Raw genomic sequence first — 16,956 nt, forward strand, 5'->3', positions numbered from 1 at the left:
CGTGGTCGCGGACGGCGACAGGTACCAGTCGAGCGGCGAGGCGGCTAGCCGACACCGCGGCCGGACAGCACCATCCATGCCACGGTCACCGCCGCTCCGGCGCTCAGCCACGCCGTGTAGTCCCCCATGTGCGCGGTGTGCAGGCCACGTAGCGCACGCACCGGCGCGCCGAGGCGACCGGGCGGACGGGCGCCGCGCCACCGCGCCACGGCCACGCCGCCGGCCGCCGCCGCCAGCGTCGCCAGGACCCCGTTGCCGACCGCCCTGCGCTTCCACACGTCGATGCCCTCGACGTGTGGGCGGCCCGGGGCCACGGCGTCGTCGAGCACCGCCGCCACGTAGGCGCCCTGGTCGTGGAACCACGTCGCCGCGACGGCCGCACCGTCGGGCAGCCCCGGCAGCACGCCGGTGAGCAGCCCGGCTGCGACCAGCGACAGGGGGAGCAGCGCGAGGGTCGGCGAGCGGTCCGCATGCGGCTCGTGGTCGGCCTCCGCCACCCTGCCCGCCGGGTCCGCGGGGACGGGCCAACCCGTCACGAGGTGGACGACGTGTCGCATGAGCGCCGCGCCGGTGAGCACCGCCGACAGCGACAACACCACGATCAGGGGGTACTGACCGGAGGCCTGCGCCGCTTCGCTCAGGGCCGCCTTGCCGGCGAAGAGCCCCGACGGTGGTGCACCCGCCAGGGCGAGTGCACCGACCGCCAGCAGCCCGGTCGCCAGCGGGATCTCGCGCGCGCGTCCCGACAGCTCGCCCACCTGCAGCGCACCCGTCCGGTGGAGCACCAGGGCGGCGGTGAGCAGCAGCCCCAGTTTCATCGGGGCGTGGCCGAGCACGTAGAGCCCGACCGCGGCGGTGGCTTCCGAGGTGGTCACGCCGAGTCCCGCGGCGGTCACCCCGAGGTGCGAGACACTCGAGAACGCCAGCAGCCGTTTGAGGTGGTTCTGGCACAGCGACAGCACCCCGCCGACGACGGCGGTCACCGCGCCGCCGACCACGAGCAGCTGTGCGACCGGGCCGCTGGCGTCGCCGCTGCCCAGCGCCACGACGTTGACGCGGGCCACACCATAGATCCCCAACGGCAGCAGGATGGCGCCGAAGAGGCCCGCGTGCTGCACGGTGGTGGCGGTGTGCAGGTCGGCGTGGGCGAAGTGGAACGGCGTCAGCCCCGCCTTCACGGCCAGGCCGGTGACCAGCAGCCCCACCGCCAGGCCAGCGCCCGTCCCCAGGGCGCGTCCGTCGATCACCTCGGCGATCGCCGCGAGGTTGGGGGTGCCCAGGTGCGCGTGCAGCAGCGCCACGCCGATGAGCAGGAGCACGGCGCCGATCGTGCTGGTGACCGCCATGTTCATGGCGGCGGGCAGCGCCGCGGGGTCGTCGGTCTTCCCGGCGGTGATGGCGTAGACGGTGATGCCAAGCAACTCGAGGAACACGAACATCGTGAACAGGTCCCCGGCGAGCAGGAACCCGTTGGCCGCGGCCAGCAGCAACCCGGTCAGGACGTGCGTGAGGCCACCGCCCCGCGCGCCGGCCGCGGCGAGGTGCACGAACACCACGCCGATGAGCAGGCTGGTGAGGGTCACGAAACCCGCGGCGATGGGGTCGGCGACCAGCGGGATCCCGACGGGCAGGCGGTCGAGTGGGGCCCAGCCGCCGAGGTGGTGCACGATCGGTCCCTGCATCGACCGCCACGTCACGATCGCGCCCACGCCTGCGGTCGCGGCGGCCGCCACGACCGCGATCGCATCGGGGACGCCGCGGGTGCCGTGCACGCGGGGCAGGCGGGTCAGCGCGGCCCCCAACAGCGGGATCGCCAGCAGCAACGGCAGCAGCCCGGTCCCGTCAGCCACGCAGCACGTCGAGTTCCGAGGGGTCCAGCGAACCGAAGCGGCGTTGCACCCGGACCACGCACGCGAGCAGCAGCGCGCTGACGGCCACCCCGACGACGATGTCGGTGACGGTGAGCGCCTGGACGAGCGGGTCGGCGAGGACGGCGCCCTCGGCGAGGTCGTCGTCGACCACGGGCGCCGTCGTCCCGGCGCCGTACCCGACGCCCACCAGCAGCAACCAGGCGCCCGAGTGGACCAGGGACGTGCACAGCACCGCGTGCAGCAGGTCGCGCGTCGTGACGATGCCGTACAGCCCGACCAGGACCAGCCAGGCGGCGACGACCACGGGCAGCATCTCGACGAACGCGCTCACCCGCCTTCCTCCCGCTCGAGCGGCTCCTCCTGGACCTCGGCCACGATCAGCAACACGGCGGCGCCCGCCTCGATGCCGACCAGCAGGCTGAGGGCGAGGATGGTTCCCGACGACACGAGGACGCCGAGACTGCCCACCGGCAGGACGTTGGCGAGGAAGGCGCCCGCGACGACCAGCCCCGCCAGGCCGACGACGACGTAGCCACCGAGGCTGACGGCCTCGAGCAGGTCCAGTTGCCGGTCGGGGGCGAAGTGGCGCTGGGCGCGGTAGCGGCCGGCGAGGAACACCAGCGCCAGCGCGGTGACGGCCAGGGCGCCGGCCTGCAGCCCCCCGCCCAGGCTGAGGTGGCCTCGGAAGGTGGCGTAGACCGCGAAGACGGCGGTCGGGACCACCAGGGCGAGGGCCGCGGCACGGACCGCGTCGGAGGTCGGCGGGGCGTCACGGCCGGGTGCACCGCGACGCGGTGTGCGGCGGCGGCGCTCGTCGGGAAGCTCCCGCAGCACCAGCTGCAGCCCGGCCGAGGCCGCGAAGAGCGCCAGTGCTTCGCCGAGCGTGTCCGTGGCACGGAGGTCGAACAGTACGCCCGAGACGGTGTTCGGCGAGCGTCGCTCGACGGCGCGGTCCACCAGCGCCGCCGCCAGGTCGCCTTCGGCCGAGCTCGCCGGTGCGAGGTCGGCCAGGCCCACCAGGAACGCGATCACGAGGACACCCGACGCCGCGGCGAAGACCAGCAGGCGGCGGCGGGCAGCGCCGGCATCGAGGCTCACTCGGCCCGTCCCTTGAGCTCGGCGAGCGTGACGAAGATCAGCAGCGGCACGACCAGGCCACTGACGACGACCTGCGCGAGGGCGGCGTCCGGCGCTTGGTAGAGCAGGAACACCAGGGCGAGCACGAGCCCGAACAGTCCGTACACCAGGGCCTGGTGCACGACGTCGCGGGTGAGGACGACGGCGGTGCCGATGACGCCGGCGAGCAGGACCGCCAGGATCCGGGCGATGGTCATTCCACGAGGTCCGGGGCATGACCGCGCAGACGGTCGACGTCGCCACGGACGAGGCCGGCCCGGGCGGTCGCGTGCGTCGCGACGGGAGCGGCCACCTGCAGGACACCGACGACGACGGCGACGCGCCCGGTGGTGGCGCCGGGGCCGAAGGTCGCCAGGCTGGCCACGACCAGCGCGGCGGAACCGACGTGTGCGAGGGGCCCGAGGAAGTGCAGTTGGTCGAGGGCGTCGTCGGCGAGGAGCACACCACCGACGGCGACGAACGCCGTGGCGACCACCACCGCGAGCGCGAGCGCGGCCACCACCGTCACAGCCACCGCTCCAGGGAGCGCGCGTACACCAGGGAGCCTGCAAGCGACAGCACCGCAAGGGCGAGTGCCACCTCGAGGAAGACGTGACGGCCCGTCGCGATCGCGACCACCACGGCGATGATCGGCGACAGCACGCTGGCCAGCTGCAGCCCGACCACCCGCGCGAGGGTGTCTCCGCGCAGCACGGTGATCGAGCCCACCGCCAGCAGGGACAACAGGACACCGGCCGCCACGACCCAGGGGGTCGTCATCGTGGCTCCGTGAGACGCCGGTCGATGCTCGGGGCGTCGGTGGGCCGCAGCAGGTGGAGGATCGCCGTGCCGGCCTCGCGGTCGAAACCGACCAGGATCGAGTTCGGCTGCAGCGTGGTGGCGATGGTCGCCACGACCCGGCGCGTGGTCGCCTGGGCGGCCGAATCCCCGTCTCCGTCCGGCGTACCGGGATGGAAGGCCACCTGCTCGATGCGCCCGCCGACCGGACGGCCGCGCACGAGGTCGACGAGCGCGAGGCACACGGTCCAGCTGTCGCGCAGCACGCCGACGGCGACGGACGGAAGCAACGGCAGCCAGATCGCGACCGTGGCGGGGCGGTGCCCGACGCGACGCCGCAACGCCGCGCCGCCGACGGTCGCGGCCACGCCCAGGGCGGCCGCCGCCAGCAGGTCGTGCCAGTGCAGGCTGCCGGCGAACAGGAGCCAGATGCCGGCGACGAGGACGCCCTCGAGGAGGAGCCGGCCCCCGGTGCCACGGCGCCCCGTGCCCTCGCTGCCATCGTCCATGGGTGCCTCAGCCGATCGGGGTGTCAGGGTGCGGGTCGATCTCCCGGGCGCCCTGACCGGTTGCGAGCTCGGTGACGCGTCCACGCCAGTCGTCGGGTTGCAGCGCCGGGGTGGCCCCGCCGGCGCCGTGACGCAGGCCGGCGAGCAGTTCCCGGAGGGCGTCGCGGGCGCTCAGTCGCGGCACCCAGCCGAGCTCGGTCCTCGCCCGGGTCGTGTCCATCACGGGCGAACGCAACGCCAGGTCGAACCAGCCGACGTCGACCGGGTGGAGCCGGGCGGTCCAGGTGGCGCGCGTCGCCGCCCGCGCCAGGCGCACCGGCACCCGCACCGTGCGGGCCTCGAGCACCTCGGCGACGGTGGCGAGGTCGAGGACGGGTTCGGCGGCGAGGTTGAACGCCCCGCGCACCTCGCGGACGACCCCCAGCCGGAAGGCCTCGGCGACGTCGCCGGTGTGCAGCGCCTGGAAGCGCAGTCCCGGGATGTCGGGCACGATCGGGGCCGCTGCCGGTCGGACCAGTGCCTTGGGAAACAGCGAACCGAGGAAGAGCCGCCGCATGCGTGCGGCCGCCTCGGCCTTGAACAGCAGCGCCGGGCGCAGGCGCACGACCCGCCGCGAGGGCTCCCTGGCCTCGAACGCGTCGAGGAGACGCTCGACGTAGGCCTTCTCGCGGGAATACGACGACGTTGCGATGCCGTGGGTGGGCCAGGACTCGTCGACCGGGCGACCGTCGGCGGGGCCCGGGGAGTAGGCGCCGATCGAGGACGCGTGGACGAGTGCGGAGACGCCCTCGTCCTCGACGGCCGCCACCACGTTCGCGCTTCCTTCGACGTTGACGCGCCACAACCGGGTCTCGTCGCGGCTGGGCTGGATCAACCACGTGAGGTGGACGACCGCGTCGGCACCTCGGACCAGCGCACGCACGCCACCGGGGTCGGTCACGTCGCCCACCCGCCACGCCACCTGCGGAAGCGGCTCGACCGCCGGGAGGTGGCGGGCCACCCCGACCACCTGGGTGACCGTCTGGTCCGCGGCGAGCACCCGGACCACGCTGGTGCCCACGTTGCCCGTCGCGCCGAACACCACGACCCGCATCAGCCGCCCACCGTCGGTTCGAAGCTGCCGGCGATCGCCGGGAACTGGTCGGCGATGCGGTCCCACTCGCCGGCCGGCGCCTGCAGGTTGAGCGCGTACGCGTGACCGAGGTCGTCGGCGAGGACGTTGAGGTTGATGGCGTGCAGCGCCGCGCCGCCGGAGGTGTAGGTGTACTCCCACATGGCGGCCTCCCAGTTGCGGTAGGTCGCCGGCTCGAGCCGGACACGCTGGTAGTCGCTCTGGCGCTGCGCGAAGCCGGCCTCGGCCTGTTCCCAGTCGGCCAACGGGTCGGAGGCGGGCGCGTCGGTCCAGTCCATGCGCAGGTAGGCGCCCGTACCCGGCTCCACCCAGTCCGTGCGGTTGCCGCTGGCGGCGCGTTCCTGCCAGCCCGCCGGTACCGCGACCCGGTAGGTCGGCCCTTCGACGACCTGCCAGTCGCCCGGTGGCGACGACTCGGGAATGACGTAACCGCCGGTCGGGGCCGCGGCGCCGTCACCGCCGTCGGGCGCTTCGTCGGGCTCCGTCGGTTCCGCCGTCACGTCGACCGACTCCCCGGGGTCGTCGGACACCGGCGCATCGTCCGTTCCCGTCGCGTCCTCGTCGGCTTCCGGTTGCTCGTCCTGCTCCGGTGCCGCGGGACCATCGGTCGGAGCGCTGTCCTGCTCGGTCGGATCCGACGTGCCGTCGGGGCGGTCGGCGAGCGGCGGCTCGTCCTCGGCCCCATCCGTCCCGCCGCCGAGCGTGGCGAACGCGACGACGGCGAACACGAGCAGCAGCGCGGCCGGCACGAGCCATTGCCAGGCCCGTCGGCCGACGCCGTGCCCGGGTTCGGAGGCGCGCACCACCTCGTCCTCGTCATCCGACGGCGCCCCTGGCGCCGACGCCGGTTCGGCGGCGGGTAGCGGTGACGGCAGGGGCGCGGTCACCGGCGCCGACGTTGCGGTCGGCTCGGCCGCTGGGGGCAGGGCGCTGGCCGGGATGCCGGCGACGGCGGCGAGGAGGGCGAGCACCCGCGCGGGATCGGGGCGGGCCGATGGATCCTTGTCGAGCAGCGCCGTCAACGGCTCGCGCAGGGCGTCGGCGTGCTGGAACGGTCGCATCGGTTCGTTGACGACCGCGTGCACCGTGGCGAGTGCCGTCCGGCGATCGAACGGCGGCGCACCCTCGACCGCGTAGTACAGCGTCGCCCCGAGCCCCCACAGGTCGGCCGGCGGCGCCGCGGATTCTCCACGTGCCTGCTCGGGGGCGAGATAGCTGGGTGATCCGAGCGCGACGCCGGTGCGGGTCAGACTGACCTCCCCCGCCAGGGCGGCGATGCCGAAGTCGCCGAGCTTGACGCTGCCGTCGTCGAGCACGAAGACGTTGCTCGGCTTCACGTCCCGGTGGACCACGCCGCGCCGGTGCGCTTCGGTGAGCACGTCGAGCAGGCCGTAGCCGATGGCTGCGGCCGCGGTCTCGGGGAGTGGGCCGCGCTGCTGGACCACCTCCCGCAGCGTCGGCGCCCCGACGTGCTCCATGACCAGGTTGACGACGTCGTCGCCGTCGAGCACGTCGTGGACCACGACCACGGCGGGATGTTCCAGCCGCGCCGCCGCACGGGCCTCGGCCATCACCCGTCGGCGCAGGCGATCCCGTTCGTCGTCGGAGAGCTCGTCGGGAATCTCCACCTGTTTGACCGCGACCACGCGGTCGAGCACCTCGTCGTTGGCTTCCCACACCGTCCCTCCGCCGCCACGGGCGATGCGGCGGACGAGTTCATAGCGTCCGCCGACACGCAGTGGAGGGCTCGTGGGGGTCATCGTCCCCGAGGAAAGCGTCCGTCGGATGCACGGGCGTGTGTCCGTCACCGCCGAACGGGCGACGACGCGCAGGGCGGTCTGGCGGGGCGTCTCCCGAGTGGCGGCACCACCTCGCCGGGCTGGGCGCGACCAGGTTGGTGGTCGAACACCGTCCTGGCCGCCGCGCCGCTGGTCACCGCCGACTTGGCTCCGGCACGGGTCGCGGTGCGGACCGCGACGAGCGACCACCGACAGGAGGCGGGATGCCCGAGTTCGAGCTCCAGACCATCGACCTGGTCATCATCGGCCTGTACGTCGTCGGCATCCTGGCCATCGGCTTCTGGGTCGCTCGCGGCACCGAGGACTCCGAGGGGTACTTCCTCGCCGGTCGCGGCATGGCCTGGCCCCTGGTGGGGTTCTCGCTGATCGTCACCAACTTCTCGGGGACCCAGTTCCTGGGCCTGGCCGGCGCCGGGTACGACACCGGCATCGCGGTCTGGAACTTCGAGTGGATGGCCACGCTGGTCCTGCTCGCGTTCGCGGTGCTGATCCTGCCGATCTACCTGCAATCGAAGATCCAGACCGTTCCGGAGTTCCTGGAGAAGCGCTACGACCGACGCTCCCGCTACGCCTTCTCCGGCTTCACGGTGATCTCGGGCATGCTCATCGACTCCGCGGGTGCCATGTTCGCGGGTGCCCTGGTGCTGCAGTTGCTGTTCCCCGACGTCCCGCTGATGGTGCACATCATCGCGATCGCGTTGCTCGGCGGTGTGTATGTCATCCTGGGCGGGCTCAAGGCCGTCATGATCACCGACACGATCCAGGGCGTGCTGCTGTTCGTGGCCAGCGGCGTCATCTTCGTGCTGGTGTTCCGCGAGTTCGACTTCGACTGGGGCGCGATCCCCGAGCTCGCCCCCGAGGGCGGCTTCACCGTCGCCCCGCCGCCCGACGACGACTTCCTGCCGTGGCCCGGCATCTTCACCGGGGCCATCTGGCTCGGGTTCTACGTCTGGGTCACCAACCACGTGGTCGTCCAGCGCGTGTTGGCCGCCAAGAACCTCGACCACGGGCGTTGGGGCGCGCTGTTCGCCGGGCTGATGCAGCTGCCCCTGCTGGTCCTGCTGATCTTCCCGGGCATCCTGGCGCGGGCCGTCTTCGAAGACCTCGAGGACCCGGACCTCGCCTGGCCGGCCCTCATCTTCGAGTTCATCCCCGTCGGCCTGCGCGGGCTGATCGTCGCCGCACTGATCGCCGCCCTGATGTCCACGCTCGACTCGGTCCTCAACGGCGCCTCGAGCCTGGTCATCAACGACTTCGTCAAGACCCGGGACAAGGAGTACTCCGAGCAGCAGCTGCTGCGCATGGGACGCATCATGGTCGGGGTCTTCATGGTCATCGCGGCCGCCTGGGCTCCGGTGATCCTCGGCTTCGACACCCTCGTGGAGTACTTCCAGTCGTTCTTGGGCTACGTGACCATGCCGGTCGTGATCGTCCTGCTGGGTGGGATCTTCTGGAAGCGGGCATCGGCCCAGGGCGCGTTCTGGACCCTGGTCGTCGTGACGCCGCTGGGCATCGCCGGGTTCTTCGCCGGCGAGATCTTCGACCTCCACGACATCCAGTTCCTCTACGCCACCGGCATCATGGTCGTGCTCAGCGTGGCGAGCCTCGTCGGCATCTCCCTCGCCACGCCTGCTCCCGACCGCGAAGCGATCTCCGAGGTCGTCTTCGACCGCGGCACCTGGGCCAGGGAGAGCGAGGAACTGCAGGGCAAACCGGTCTACAAGAACTACCGCTGGCTGTCGCTCGCCCTGCTCGTCCTGACCGTCGCGGTCGTGGTCCCGTTCATCTGAGGAGGCGCACGCATGACGCTGTTCCCGACCCCCGTGCTCGTCGCCACGGACGGCACCGCCCGCAGCCGCGCCGCGCTGCTGGCGGCCGTGGAGATCTGTCGCGCCACGAACTCACCGCTGCACCTGGTCCACGCCAAGGTGACGGCGTCGCCCCTGCGAGGACGGCCGATGACGCCGACCCAGCGGCGCACGACCGAGGACGAGGGCGCGGCACTGCTCGAACGCGAAGCCGGCGCCGCGGCCGAAGCGGGTTACGAGGTCGCGGGCACCCATCTGCGTCACGGTGAACGGACCGACCGCGTCCTGGCGGCGGTGCAGGACGAACTGCACGCCGGCCTGCTGGTGGTCGGCGCCGGCAGCCGCAGCGGCTCGCTCGTCGACCGCGTGCTCACGCCGGCCGGTGGCAGCACCGTTCGGCAGGCTCCTGGCTCGGTGCTCGTCGTGCGCAGCTGAGCGGATGGTCCGCCGCGCGCGAGCCGTGCGGCGTCAGGAGGCGGCGAGGCGGCGGTTCGCCTCGGCCCCCATCAGCAGCAGGCCACCGTCGACGTTCAGCGACGCCCCCGTCGTGTAGGACGCTTCCGGGGAGGCGAGGTAGCGCACCGCGTGCGCGATCTCGAACGCGTCGCCCGGACGGGTGATCGCCAGCCCGGGGCGGCTGCCCGGCTCCGGCTGCTCGTCGTGCTGCCCGGTCATCTTCGTCGCGATCTCGCCCGGCGCAACGGCGTTGACCGTGATGCCGTGCTCGCCGAGCTCGAGCGCCATCACCTTCAGCAGCAGGCCCAGGCCGCCCTTCGCGGCGCAGTAGGCCGACGATTCCACCAGCGGCACGTGCTCGTGCACCGAGGTGACCGCCACGATACGACCACCCTGACCACGCTCGACCATGTGTCGTGCGGCCGCCTGCATCACGAGGAAGGCGCCGGTGAGGTCGACGTCGAGCACGCGTCGCCACTCGTCCAGCCCCTGTTCGAGGAACGGCGTCCCCGAACCCTCGCCGGCGTTGTTGACCAGGACGTCGAGGTGGCCGAGCTGCTCGACGAGCCCCGCCACGACGTCCGGTCCCCGTTGCGGATAGCTGAGGTCGAGCTGCGCCACGAACGCGCGTCGACCGAGCTCCTCGATCTCCTGCGCCGTTTCCCGCGCACCGTCCTCGTTGGCGCTGTAGGTGAGCCCGACGTCGTAGCCCGCCTCGGCCAGGACGACGGCGGTGGCCTTGCCGATCCCCGAACTCGCGCCGGTGACGATTGCGGTGCGGATCATGGCGACGCTCCTGCTGACGGGGCGGGAAGGTCGAGCCTGCGCGACCCGCACCGCCGGCGTGCACCGGCGACCGCACCAATGGCCGGGTACCCGGCCGCGCCGACGCGTCGCGACTGCCAGCATCGCCGTCCCCGACCCGGGAGCCGCCCGTGACCGATCCGGACCGTCCCGACCGCGACCGCTTCTCCCAACGGCTCCGGCAGCTGGAGCCGCTGCTGCTGCCGGCGATGCGCGAGAGTGCCGGCCGCCACGACCTCGACGGGCGGGTCCCCGACCTCTCACCGGACGGCGTCATGGCCACCGTCGCGGGCCTTGGGGGCACCCCCCTGTCCGACGCGCACGAAGAGGCGCACCTCGCCGCCTTCGAGGACCTCGTCCGCGTCGAATACGGCGAGGCGGGTATGCATCGTCGCAGCGCACGACCGCTGCTGCAGGCACTGGACGTCTCCGGCTACGCCCGTCCCTACGCCCCGGAGGCCGAGCGGGCGGCCGCGCGACGGCAGCACCTCGCCGCCTGGCCTGCGACCATCGAAGCTGGTCTCGGCGCACTCGACCGCGTCCCGGCACCACTCGCCCAGGGCCTGCTGCGCTCGGTCCACGGCGTGGCCGTCGGCATCGATCCCGCCGAGCCGGAGGCGACCGAGGCCATCGCCGCGCACGGACGGCTGGTCGGCCACCTCGAGCGCTTCGCCCGCGACGGCGATCCCGACGCGGCCCTCGGGGGCGAGGTCCTGGCACGCTGGCTGGGCGCCGGCGAGGCGATGGACGTCGACCTCGGCGCGCTGGAGGAGACCGCCGACCGCGAGCGCGACCGGCTGCGCGCGCTGCTCGAGGAGGCGTGCCGTGCGATCGACCCCGACGCCCCGACTGCCGAGGTGGTCGGGCGCCTTCTCGACGACCATCCCGACGCCGACGGCGTGTTGACCACGGCGCGGGCGCTCACCGCCGAGGTGATCGCCTGGGTCGACGAACGTGACCTGCTGCCCGATTGGGGCGGCCGCTGCGAGGTGGCCCCCAGTCCTCCGTCTCGGCGCTGGGCAACGGCCATGATGTCGTGGGCCGCCCCCTACGAGCCGGACGGGCCGTCCTGGTACTACATCACGCCGCCGGACCCGGCCTGGGACGAGCACCTGCAGCGCTCGTGGCTGTCGGCGTTCTCCTACACCACGTTGCCGTCGACGACCGTGCACGAGGTCGCCCCGGGCCACTTCTCGCACGGGCGCGCCCTGCGACACCTCGACAGCGACGTGCGTCGCAGCCTGCACTCCTCGGCGTTCGTCGAGGGCTGGGCCCACTACGCGGAGGAGCTGCTGGTCGAGGAGGGCTATCGCGACCACGATCCACGGTTCCGTGCCGGCGTGGCGCTGAAGGCCCTGCTGCGGGTGACCCGGCTCGCCGTCGCCATCGGGCTGCATCGGCGCACCATGACCGTGCCCGAGGCGGTGACGCGGTTTCGGACGGACGCGCTGCTGCGCGAGGCTCCCGCCGATGCGGAGGCGGCCCGGGCGACCTTCGATCCCACGTACGGCCGCTACACGTGGGGCAAGCTCGAACTGCTCCGGCTGCGTGACCAGGCGCGGCGGGAGTGGGGCCCCGGCTTCACGCTGCGGCGGTTCCACGAGGCCGTGCTCGCGCTCGGCGCACCGCCGCTCGGACTGCTGCCGGCGGCGCTCACGCCCTAGTTGTCGCCGGGGGCGGGCACCGCGTCGGCGGGCAACGGCGGCGGCGGGCCGGCTCGGACGTCGTCGAGGATCCGCGCCACGATCGCGGCGACCGGGACGGCCAGGAATGCCCCGAGGATGCCCAGCAGCATGGCACCGGCGGTGATCGCGAGCAGCACGACCAGTGGGTGCATGTGGATGGCGCGACCGAGGATCAGCGGCTCCAGGACGTTGCTCTCCAGCTGCTGCACCAACAGCACCAGGCCCAGCACGATCAGGCCGGTGGTCAGGCCGCCGTCGGCGAGCGCGACCAGGACGGCCAGCGCACCGGTCGTCACCGCACCCACGATCGGGAAGAGCCCACCGAAGAAGATCAGGACCGCCAACGGCAGCGCCAGCGGCACACCGAGGATCACCAGGCCGATGCCGATGAAGACCGCGTCGACGAACGCGACCAGCAGCTGGCCGCGGAAGTAGGACCCCAGGGTGTCCCAGGCCTGGTCCAACACCTGGCGGGCGCGCGCCCGGCCGCGTTCGGGCACCGTGGCGACCAACCCGTCGCGCAGCCGCCGACCGTCCTTGAGGTAGAAGAACAGCACCACGAACAGCAGGACGAACGCGATCAACGCCTCGAAGGCGGCGTAGGCCGCCTCCGCGGCCTGGCCGGCGTACTCCCCCATGTCGCCGAGTTGCTCCTGGGCGGTCTCGATCAGGTCGGCGACGCCGCCGACCTGCAGGCCGAAGGGCTCGCGGTCGAGCCAGGCCTCGATCTCGTCCACCCCTTCGCTCGCCGACTCGACGAGTTCGGGGATCTGGCCCGCGACCAGCGGCACCATCGCGCCGATGACGCCGGCGATGACCCCGATGGCGAGCAGGATGGCCAACAGCGAGGCCAGCGCGTCCGGCACGTTGACCTTGCGCAGGGCGTCCGCGACCGGGCGCAGCAGCGTGGCCGGGAACAGCGCCAGCACGACGGGGATCACCAACAGCGACACGGTGGAGATCACGTACAGGACGACGGCGGCGATCCCGAGGATGCCCAGCCACGCCCAGGCGCTCCGACCCACTCGCCACAGGCGTTGTGCGCCGGGGGGCGGAACTTGCTGGTCGCTCACGCGGCCTCCTGGGTCCCCGCCGACCGTAGGACCTCGGCGCGGCGGTACCCGCACCGGGACACCGACCTTGGTCGGGGACGGCGCAGTTCCGCGCTGCCGCGCGCCAGCGCAGGCGCGCGCCCGTACGCTGGGCCGACACGTCGCGACCGTCGCACGTGCAGCAGCCGGACGTCCTCGGCATCCGTGACCATCGCCCCTGGAGTCGCGGTCCGGTCCGCCGACGTCCACCAGGAGTCGCCCGACCGTGGCGGCGCCCTCGTCAGGATCTCCCGATGCATCGTGCCCGCCTCGCCGCCGACCTCGAACGGCTCGCCACCAACCTGCGCTCAGCGTGGTACGGACCGGCTCGCCGCGTCCTCGAGGAACTCGACCCCCCCGCCTGGGAACGCACCGGCCGCAACCCCGTCCGCCTGCTGAAGGAGGCCGCCGGACGGCTCGAGACCGCGGTCGAGCGACCGGGCTACGGCGCGCGCGTGCACGACGCCGCCGACGAGTTGCAGCAGTACCTCGACAGCGACGACACCTGGTACCGGCGCGCCGGCGGCGACCCGTCGCGGGTGGTCGCGTACTACTCGGCGGAGTTCGCCCTGGCCGACAGCCTGCACACCTACTCCGGCGGCCTCGGCGTGCTGGCCGGGGACCACCTGCGGTCGGCGTCCGACCTCGGCATCCCGCTGGTCGCGGTCGGGCTCGCCTACCGCGACGGCTACTTCTGTCAGCGCCTCGACAGCTCGGGCTGGCAGCATGCCGACCCCGCCCGCAACGACTTCGAGGTGGCACCGGTCTCCCCCGTGCTCGACACCGACGGCCGCCGCGTGACCGTCCAGGTCGGGCTCGGTGACGGCGTCGTCACGGTGCAGGCCTGGCACGTCGCCGTGGGCCGCGTCTCGCTGTACCTGCTCGACACCGACGTGGCGGACAACCAGCCGCACCACCGCGAGGTCACGGGCCAGCTCTACGGCGGCGACGACGACATGCGTCTGCGCCAGGAGCTGGTGCTGGGCGTGGGCGGCGCCCGCTTGCTGGCGGCCCTCGGCATCGACGTCGACGTGCACCACCTCAACGAGGGCCACGCCGCGTTCGCCGGCATCGAGCGGTTGCGGCACCACCTCGTGGGCGGGCACTCCCTGAGCACGGCGATCGAGCTGGTGCGGGGCGAACTCGTCTTCACGACCCACACGCCGGTCCCTGCCGGCCACGACGCCTTCGGTTGGGACCTCGCCGCCTATCACCTGACCCCGCTGGCCGAGCAGCTCGGCGTCGAGTTCCGCGCCCTGTGGGATCTCGCCACGGGGGCCGGCGACGATCGCTGGTCGCAGACGGTGCTCGCGCTCGCGCTCGCCGGCAAGGCGAACGGCGTCGCGCGCCTGCACGGTGAGGTCTCGCGACGCATGTGGGCCGGCCTGTGGCCCGAGCGCTCGGTGACCGAGGTCCCGATCGGGCACGTCACCAACGGCGTCCACCCCGGCCAGTGGGTCGGCGGGGAGCTCGCGGATCTCTTCGACGCCCGGCTCGGCCCCGGCTGGCGGACGAGTGCCGGGCCGGAGGCCTGGGAACGCATCCGCGAGGTCGAACCGGCCGTGCTGTGGCGGACGCACGTCGCGGCGCGTCGACGGCTCGTCGGTGAGGCCCGCGACCGGCTCAGCGCGCAGAGCCGTCGGCTGGGCATCGGCAACGACGGCCGCGGTCTGGACCCCGACGCGCTGACGATCGGGTTCGCGCGTCGCTTCGCGACGTACAAGCGCGCCACGCTGCTCGCACACGACCTGGACCGTCTCGCCGGCATCGTCGGCGACGACGCACGCCCGGTGCAGATCCTGGTGGCGGGCAAGGCACATCCTCGCGACGAAGCCGGCAAGCACCTGATCCAGCAGCTGGTCGGCCTCTCGCGCGATCCACGACTCAAGGGTCGCCTCGTCTTCCTCGAGGGCTACGACCTCGAGCTGGCCAGGTCGCTGGTCGCCGGGGTCGACGTCTGGCTCAACAACCCGCTCCGCCCGCTCGAGGCCTCGGGCACGTCCGGGATGAAGGCGGCCATGAACGGCGTGCTGAACCTGTCCATCCTCGACGGCTGGTGGGACGAGGCCATCGCGGACCTCGCCCCCCGTGCCGCGGCCGGCTTCGGCTGGGCGATCGGTGATCGTCGCGAGGACGGCGAGGAGCACCAGCGCACGGCCGCGGACGCCGACGCGCTGTACCACCTGCTCGCCGATGAGCTGGTCCCGACCTTCTACCGCCGCGACGACGCCGGCGTCCCGACACGCTGGGTCGAGATGATGCGTGACGCGATCGCGCTGCTCTCGCCGCAGTTCTCCACCCACCGCATGGTGGCGGACTACGTCACGCAGGCCTACGGCCTGCTCGAGCCCGAGTTCGAGGTCGCGTAGCGATCCGACACACACGCCCGGGGGCGCGCCGACCGGCTTCAGCCGGCGGCGCGCCGCAGCCGGTCCATGACCGCACGGCCGACACCGGCCTCGCCGACCGCCTCGACCACGACCACGCCGACCCCGGCGGTCTCGGCCGTCCGGAGCGCCGCGTACAGCTGACGCGCGAGGTCCGCGGCATCGACGAATCGGGCGACACCGACCACGCCTGGCGGTGGCGGCTCGGTCGCGACGAGTCCGACCGTGACACCCTCGCCCATCAGCCGGTGGGCGGTCGCCGCGGCGGTTCCCGCAGCTGCCACCGCCACCCGACAGGTGGGCGCGTAGTGGCGATAACGCGTACCTGGTGAGGCGCGCAGTCGGTCACCGTCGGTCACCGTCTCCGCTGCCCCGAGGTCCTCGCGGGTGATGCTGCCCTCGCGCAGCACCAGCGGCACCCGTCCACGTGCGTCGACCACCGTCGACTCGACGCCGACGGGGCACGGGCCACCGTCGAGCACGACCCGCACCGCGTCGCCGAGGTCCTGGGACACGTGCGCGGCCTCGGTCGGCGAGGGGCGTCCCGAGCGGTTCGCCGACGGCGCCGCGAGCGGGCGCCCCACGTCCCACAGGAGCGTCTGGGCGACGGGATGGTCGGGGACGCGCACCGCCACGGTCGCCAGCCCCCCGGTGGTCACCCTGGGCAGCTGCGACGCGGCGTCCAGGACCAGGGTCAGCGGGCCGGGCCAGAAGTCCTCGGCGAGGCGCCGGGCGAGGGGCGTCCACGCATCGACCACCGGGCCAACGTGCTCGGCGTCGGGCAGGTGGACGATGAGCGGGTTGTCGGCCGGCCGGCCCTTCGCGGCGAAGATCCGGGCGACCGCAGACTCGTCCATGGCGTCGGCACCGAGCCCGTAGACGGTCTCGGTGGGGAATCCGACCAACTCGCCGGCCCACAGCGCCGCGCACGCACGGGCGAGGCCGTGCGCGTCCGGGGCGACGACGTTGTCCAACGGCGGATCCACGGTCGGGCGCCCGGGAGGGTAGGACAGCGTCGACGGACCGGGCGACGCCGCTCAACCGGTGAGCCGACCGATCTCGTCGAGGTCCAGGTACAGCGTCAGGCGGAGATCACCGTCGGGACGTCCGTGCGCGTGCCAGGCGAGAGCCTCGCAACTGAGCACGTAGGGCGGTTCGAGCGAGGCGAGCAACTGCAGGCCCGCATGCAGTTCCTCGCCGACGCTCGGCGGCAACAGCCCGAGCTCGTGCCCGCCCGGACCGACGACACCGACCTCGCGCGCCGCCAGCAGGCGCTCGGGCCGATGTGGCTCCAACTCGACACGAATCCGGAACGGGTCCCCGGTCCCGTCGCGTTGCCGCGCGAGTTGCCGCAGGTCCGGCTGATGCGCATCGGTTCCCTCGACGACGAGGGGGTCCCTGCCGTCGACGGCGAGCCGGCGGAGAGGTACGGCGCGCACCGACATCCGCATCCTCCCTCGTGCTCCGGCGTCCCGGGGGGTCTCAGTGTGGCGCCGCGTA

17 protein-coding genes are annotated in these 16,956 nt (G+C 73.2%); 4 read left to right on the plus strand and 13 right to left on the minus strand.

The window, feature by feature from the left end; translation table 11 throughout:
- Window positions 1-44 precede the first annotated feature (44 nt).
- From ACERMF_RS08100 to ACERMF_RS08140, 9 genes are read right to left on the minus strand one after another with little or no spacing between them, the layout of a single operon-like run.
- Window positions 45-1,850, minus strand: a complete 1,806-nt coding sequence (locus ACERMF_RS08100; RefSeq protein ID WP_373668551.1) for a complex I subunit 5 family protein — start codon at window positions 1,848-1,850, stop codon at window positions 45-47.
- On the minus strand, window positions 1,843-2,202 hold the full coding sequence (locus ACERMF_RS08105; protein ID WP_373668552.1) for an NADH-quinone oxidoreductase subunit K: 360 nt from the start codon (window positions 2,200-2,202) through the stop codon (window positions 1,843-1,845). Before ACERMF_RS08105 ends, ACERMF_RS08100 begins: the two co-directional genes overlap by 8 nt.
- The gene (locus ACERMF_RS08110) at window positions 2,199-2,969 is read right to left on the minus strand and encodes an MnhB domain-containing protein (protein WP_373668553.1); all 771 of its coding nucleotides are present in this window, start codon (window positions 2,967-2,969) and stop codon (window positions 2,199-2,201) included. The genes ACERMF_RS08105 and ACERMF_RS08110 overlap by 4 nt, the downstream gene beginning before the upstream one ends.
- A complete protein-coding gene (locus tag ACERMF_RS08115; protein ID WP_373668554.1) occupies window positions 2,966-3,205 on the minus strand; it encodes a DUF4040 domain-containing protein in 240 nt (79 codons plus the stop codon). The genes ACERMF_RS08110 and ACERMF_RS08115 overlap by 4 nt, the downstream gene beginning before the upstream one ends.
- Complete coding sequence (locus tag ACERMF_RS08120; RefSeq protein ID WP_373668555.1) at window positions 3,202-3,516, minus strand: monovalent cation/H(+) antiporter subunit G; 315 nt, start codon at window positions 3,514-3,516, stop codon at window positions 3,202-3,204. The genes ACERMF_RS08115 and ACERMF_RS08120 overlap by 4 nt, the downstream gene beginning before the upstream one ends.
- A complete protein-coding gene (locus ACERMF_RS08125) occupies window positions 3,513-3,767 on the minus strand; it encodes a monovalent cation/H+ antiporter complex subunit F (protein ID WP_373668556.1) in 255 nt (84 codons plus the stop codon). Before ACERMF_RS08125 ends, ACERMF_RS08120 begins: the two co-directional genes overlap by 4 nt.
- Window positions 3,764-4,294, minus strand: coding sequence for a hypothetical protein (locus ACERMF_RS08130; protein ID WP_373668557.1), 531 nt, complete (start codon window positions 4,292-4,294; stop codon window positions 3,764-3,766). The genes ACERMF_RS08125 and ACERMF_RS08130 overlap by 4 nt, the downstream gene beginning before the upstream one ends.
- Before the next feature lie 7 nt (window positions 4,295-4,301).
- On the minus strand, window positions 4,302-5,387 hold the full coding sequence (locus ACERMF_RS08135; protein ID WP_373668558.1) for an NAD-dependent epimerase/dehydratase family protein: 1,086 nt from the start codon (window positions 5,385-5,387) through the stop codon (window positions 4,302-4,304).
- Window positions 5,387-7,186 carry a protein kinase gene (locus tag ACERMF_RS08140; protein ID WP_373668559.1) on the minus strand — a complete coding sequence of 600 codons (1,800 nt, stop codon included), beginning with the start codon at window positions 7,184-7,186 and terminating at the stop codon, window positions 5,387-5,389. Before ACERMF_RS08140 ends, ACERMF_RS08135 begins: the two co-directional genes overlap by 1 nt.
- Before the next feature lie 242 nt (window positions 7,187-7,428).
- On the opposite strand from ACERMF_RS08140, the gene ACERMF_RS08145 reads away from it, so the two are divergent.
- Together ACERMF_RS08145 and ACERMF_RS08150 are read left to right on the plus strand one after the other, a co-directional pair.
- Window positions 7,429-9,015, plus strand: a complete 1,587-nt coding sequence (locus ACERMF_RS08145; protein WP_373668560.1) for a sodium/solute symporter — start codon at window positions 7,429-7,431, stop codon at window positions 9,013-9,015.
- A gap of 12 nt (window positions 9,016-9,027) precedes the next feature.
- Complete coding sequence (locus ACERMF_RS08150) at window positions 9,028-9,468, plus strand: universal stress protein (RefSeq protein ID WP_373668561.1); 441 nt, start codon at window positions 9,028-9,030, stop codon at window positions 9,466-9,468.
- 33 nt (window positions 9,469-9,501) lie between these two features.
- Here ACERMF_RS08150 and ACERMF_RS08155 read toward each other — a convergent pair whose 3' ends face one another.
- On the minus strand, window positions 9,502-10,275 hold the full coding sequence (locus tag ACERMF_RS08155) for an SDR family oxidoreductase (protein ID WP_373668563.1): 774 nt from the start codon (window positions 10,273-10,275) through the stop codon (window positions 9,502-9,504).
- Window positions 10,276-10,502: 227 nt separating this feature from the next.
- Between ACERMF_RS08155 and ACERMF_RS08160 the strand changes: the two genes are divergently transcribed.
- A complete protein-coding gene (locus ACERMF_RS08160; protein WP_373668817.1) occupies window positions 10,503-11,957 on the plus strand; it encodes a DUF885 family protein in 1,455 nt (484 codons plus the stop codon).
- Here the strand turns inward: ACERMF_RS08160 and ACERMF_RS08165 are convergent.
- On the minus strand, window positions 11,954-13,051 hold the full coding sequence (locus ACERMF_RS08165) for an AI-2E family transporter (protein ID WP_373668564.1): 1,098 nt from the start codon (window positions 13,049-13,051) through the stop codon (window positions 11,954-11,956). The two genes, ACERMF_RS08160 and ACERMF_RS08165, sit on opposite strands and share 4 nt — an antisense overlap.
- A 272-nt stretch (window positions 13,052-13,323) precedes the next feature.
- Between ACERMF_RS08165 and glgP the strand changes: the two genes are divergently transcribed.
- Window positions 13,324-15,438: an alpha-glucan family phosphorylase gene (glgP, locus tag ACERMF_RS08170; protein WP_373668565.1), complete on the plus strand. Its 2,115-nt coding sequence runs from the start codon at window positions 13,324-13,326 to the stop codon at window positions 15,436-15,438.
- A gap of 38 nt (window positions 15,439-15,476) precedes the next feature.
- Here glgP and ACERMF_RS08175 read toward each other — a convergent pair whose 3' ends face one another.
- Both ACERMF_RS08175 and ACERMF_RS08180 read right to left on the minus strand, forming a co-directional pair.
- Window positions 15,477-16,442 carry an L-threonylcarbamoyladenylate synthase gene (locus ACERMF_RS08175; RefSeq protein ID WP_373668566.1) on the minus strand — a complete coding sequence of 322 codons (966 nt, stop codon included), beginning with the start codon at window positions 16,440-16,442 and terminating at the stop codon, window positions 15,477-15,479.
- Between the two features lie 51 nt (window positions 16,443-16,493).
- Window positions 16,494-16,901: a hypothetical protein gene (locus ACERMF_RS08180; protein ID WP_373668567.1), complete on the minus strand. Its 408-nt coding sequence runs from the start codon at window positions 16,899-16,901 to the stop codon at window positions 16,494-16,496.
- Window positions 16,902-16,956: the final 55 nt, after the last annotated feature.

This window comes from Egicoccus sp. AB-alg6-2, assembly GCF_041821025.1.
GTDB lineage: Bacteria > Actinomycetota > Nitriliruptoria > Nitriliruptorales > Nitriliruptoraceae > Egicoccus.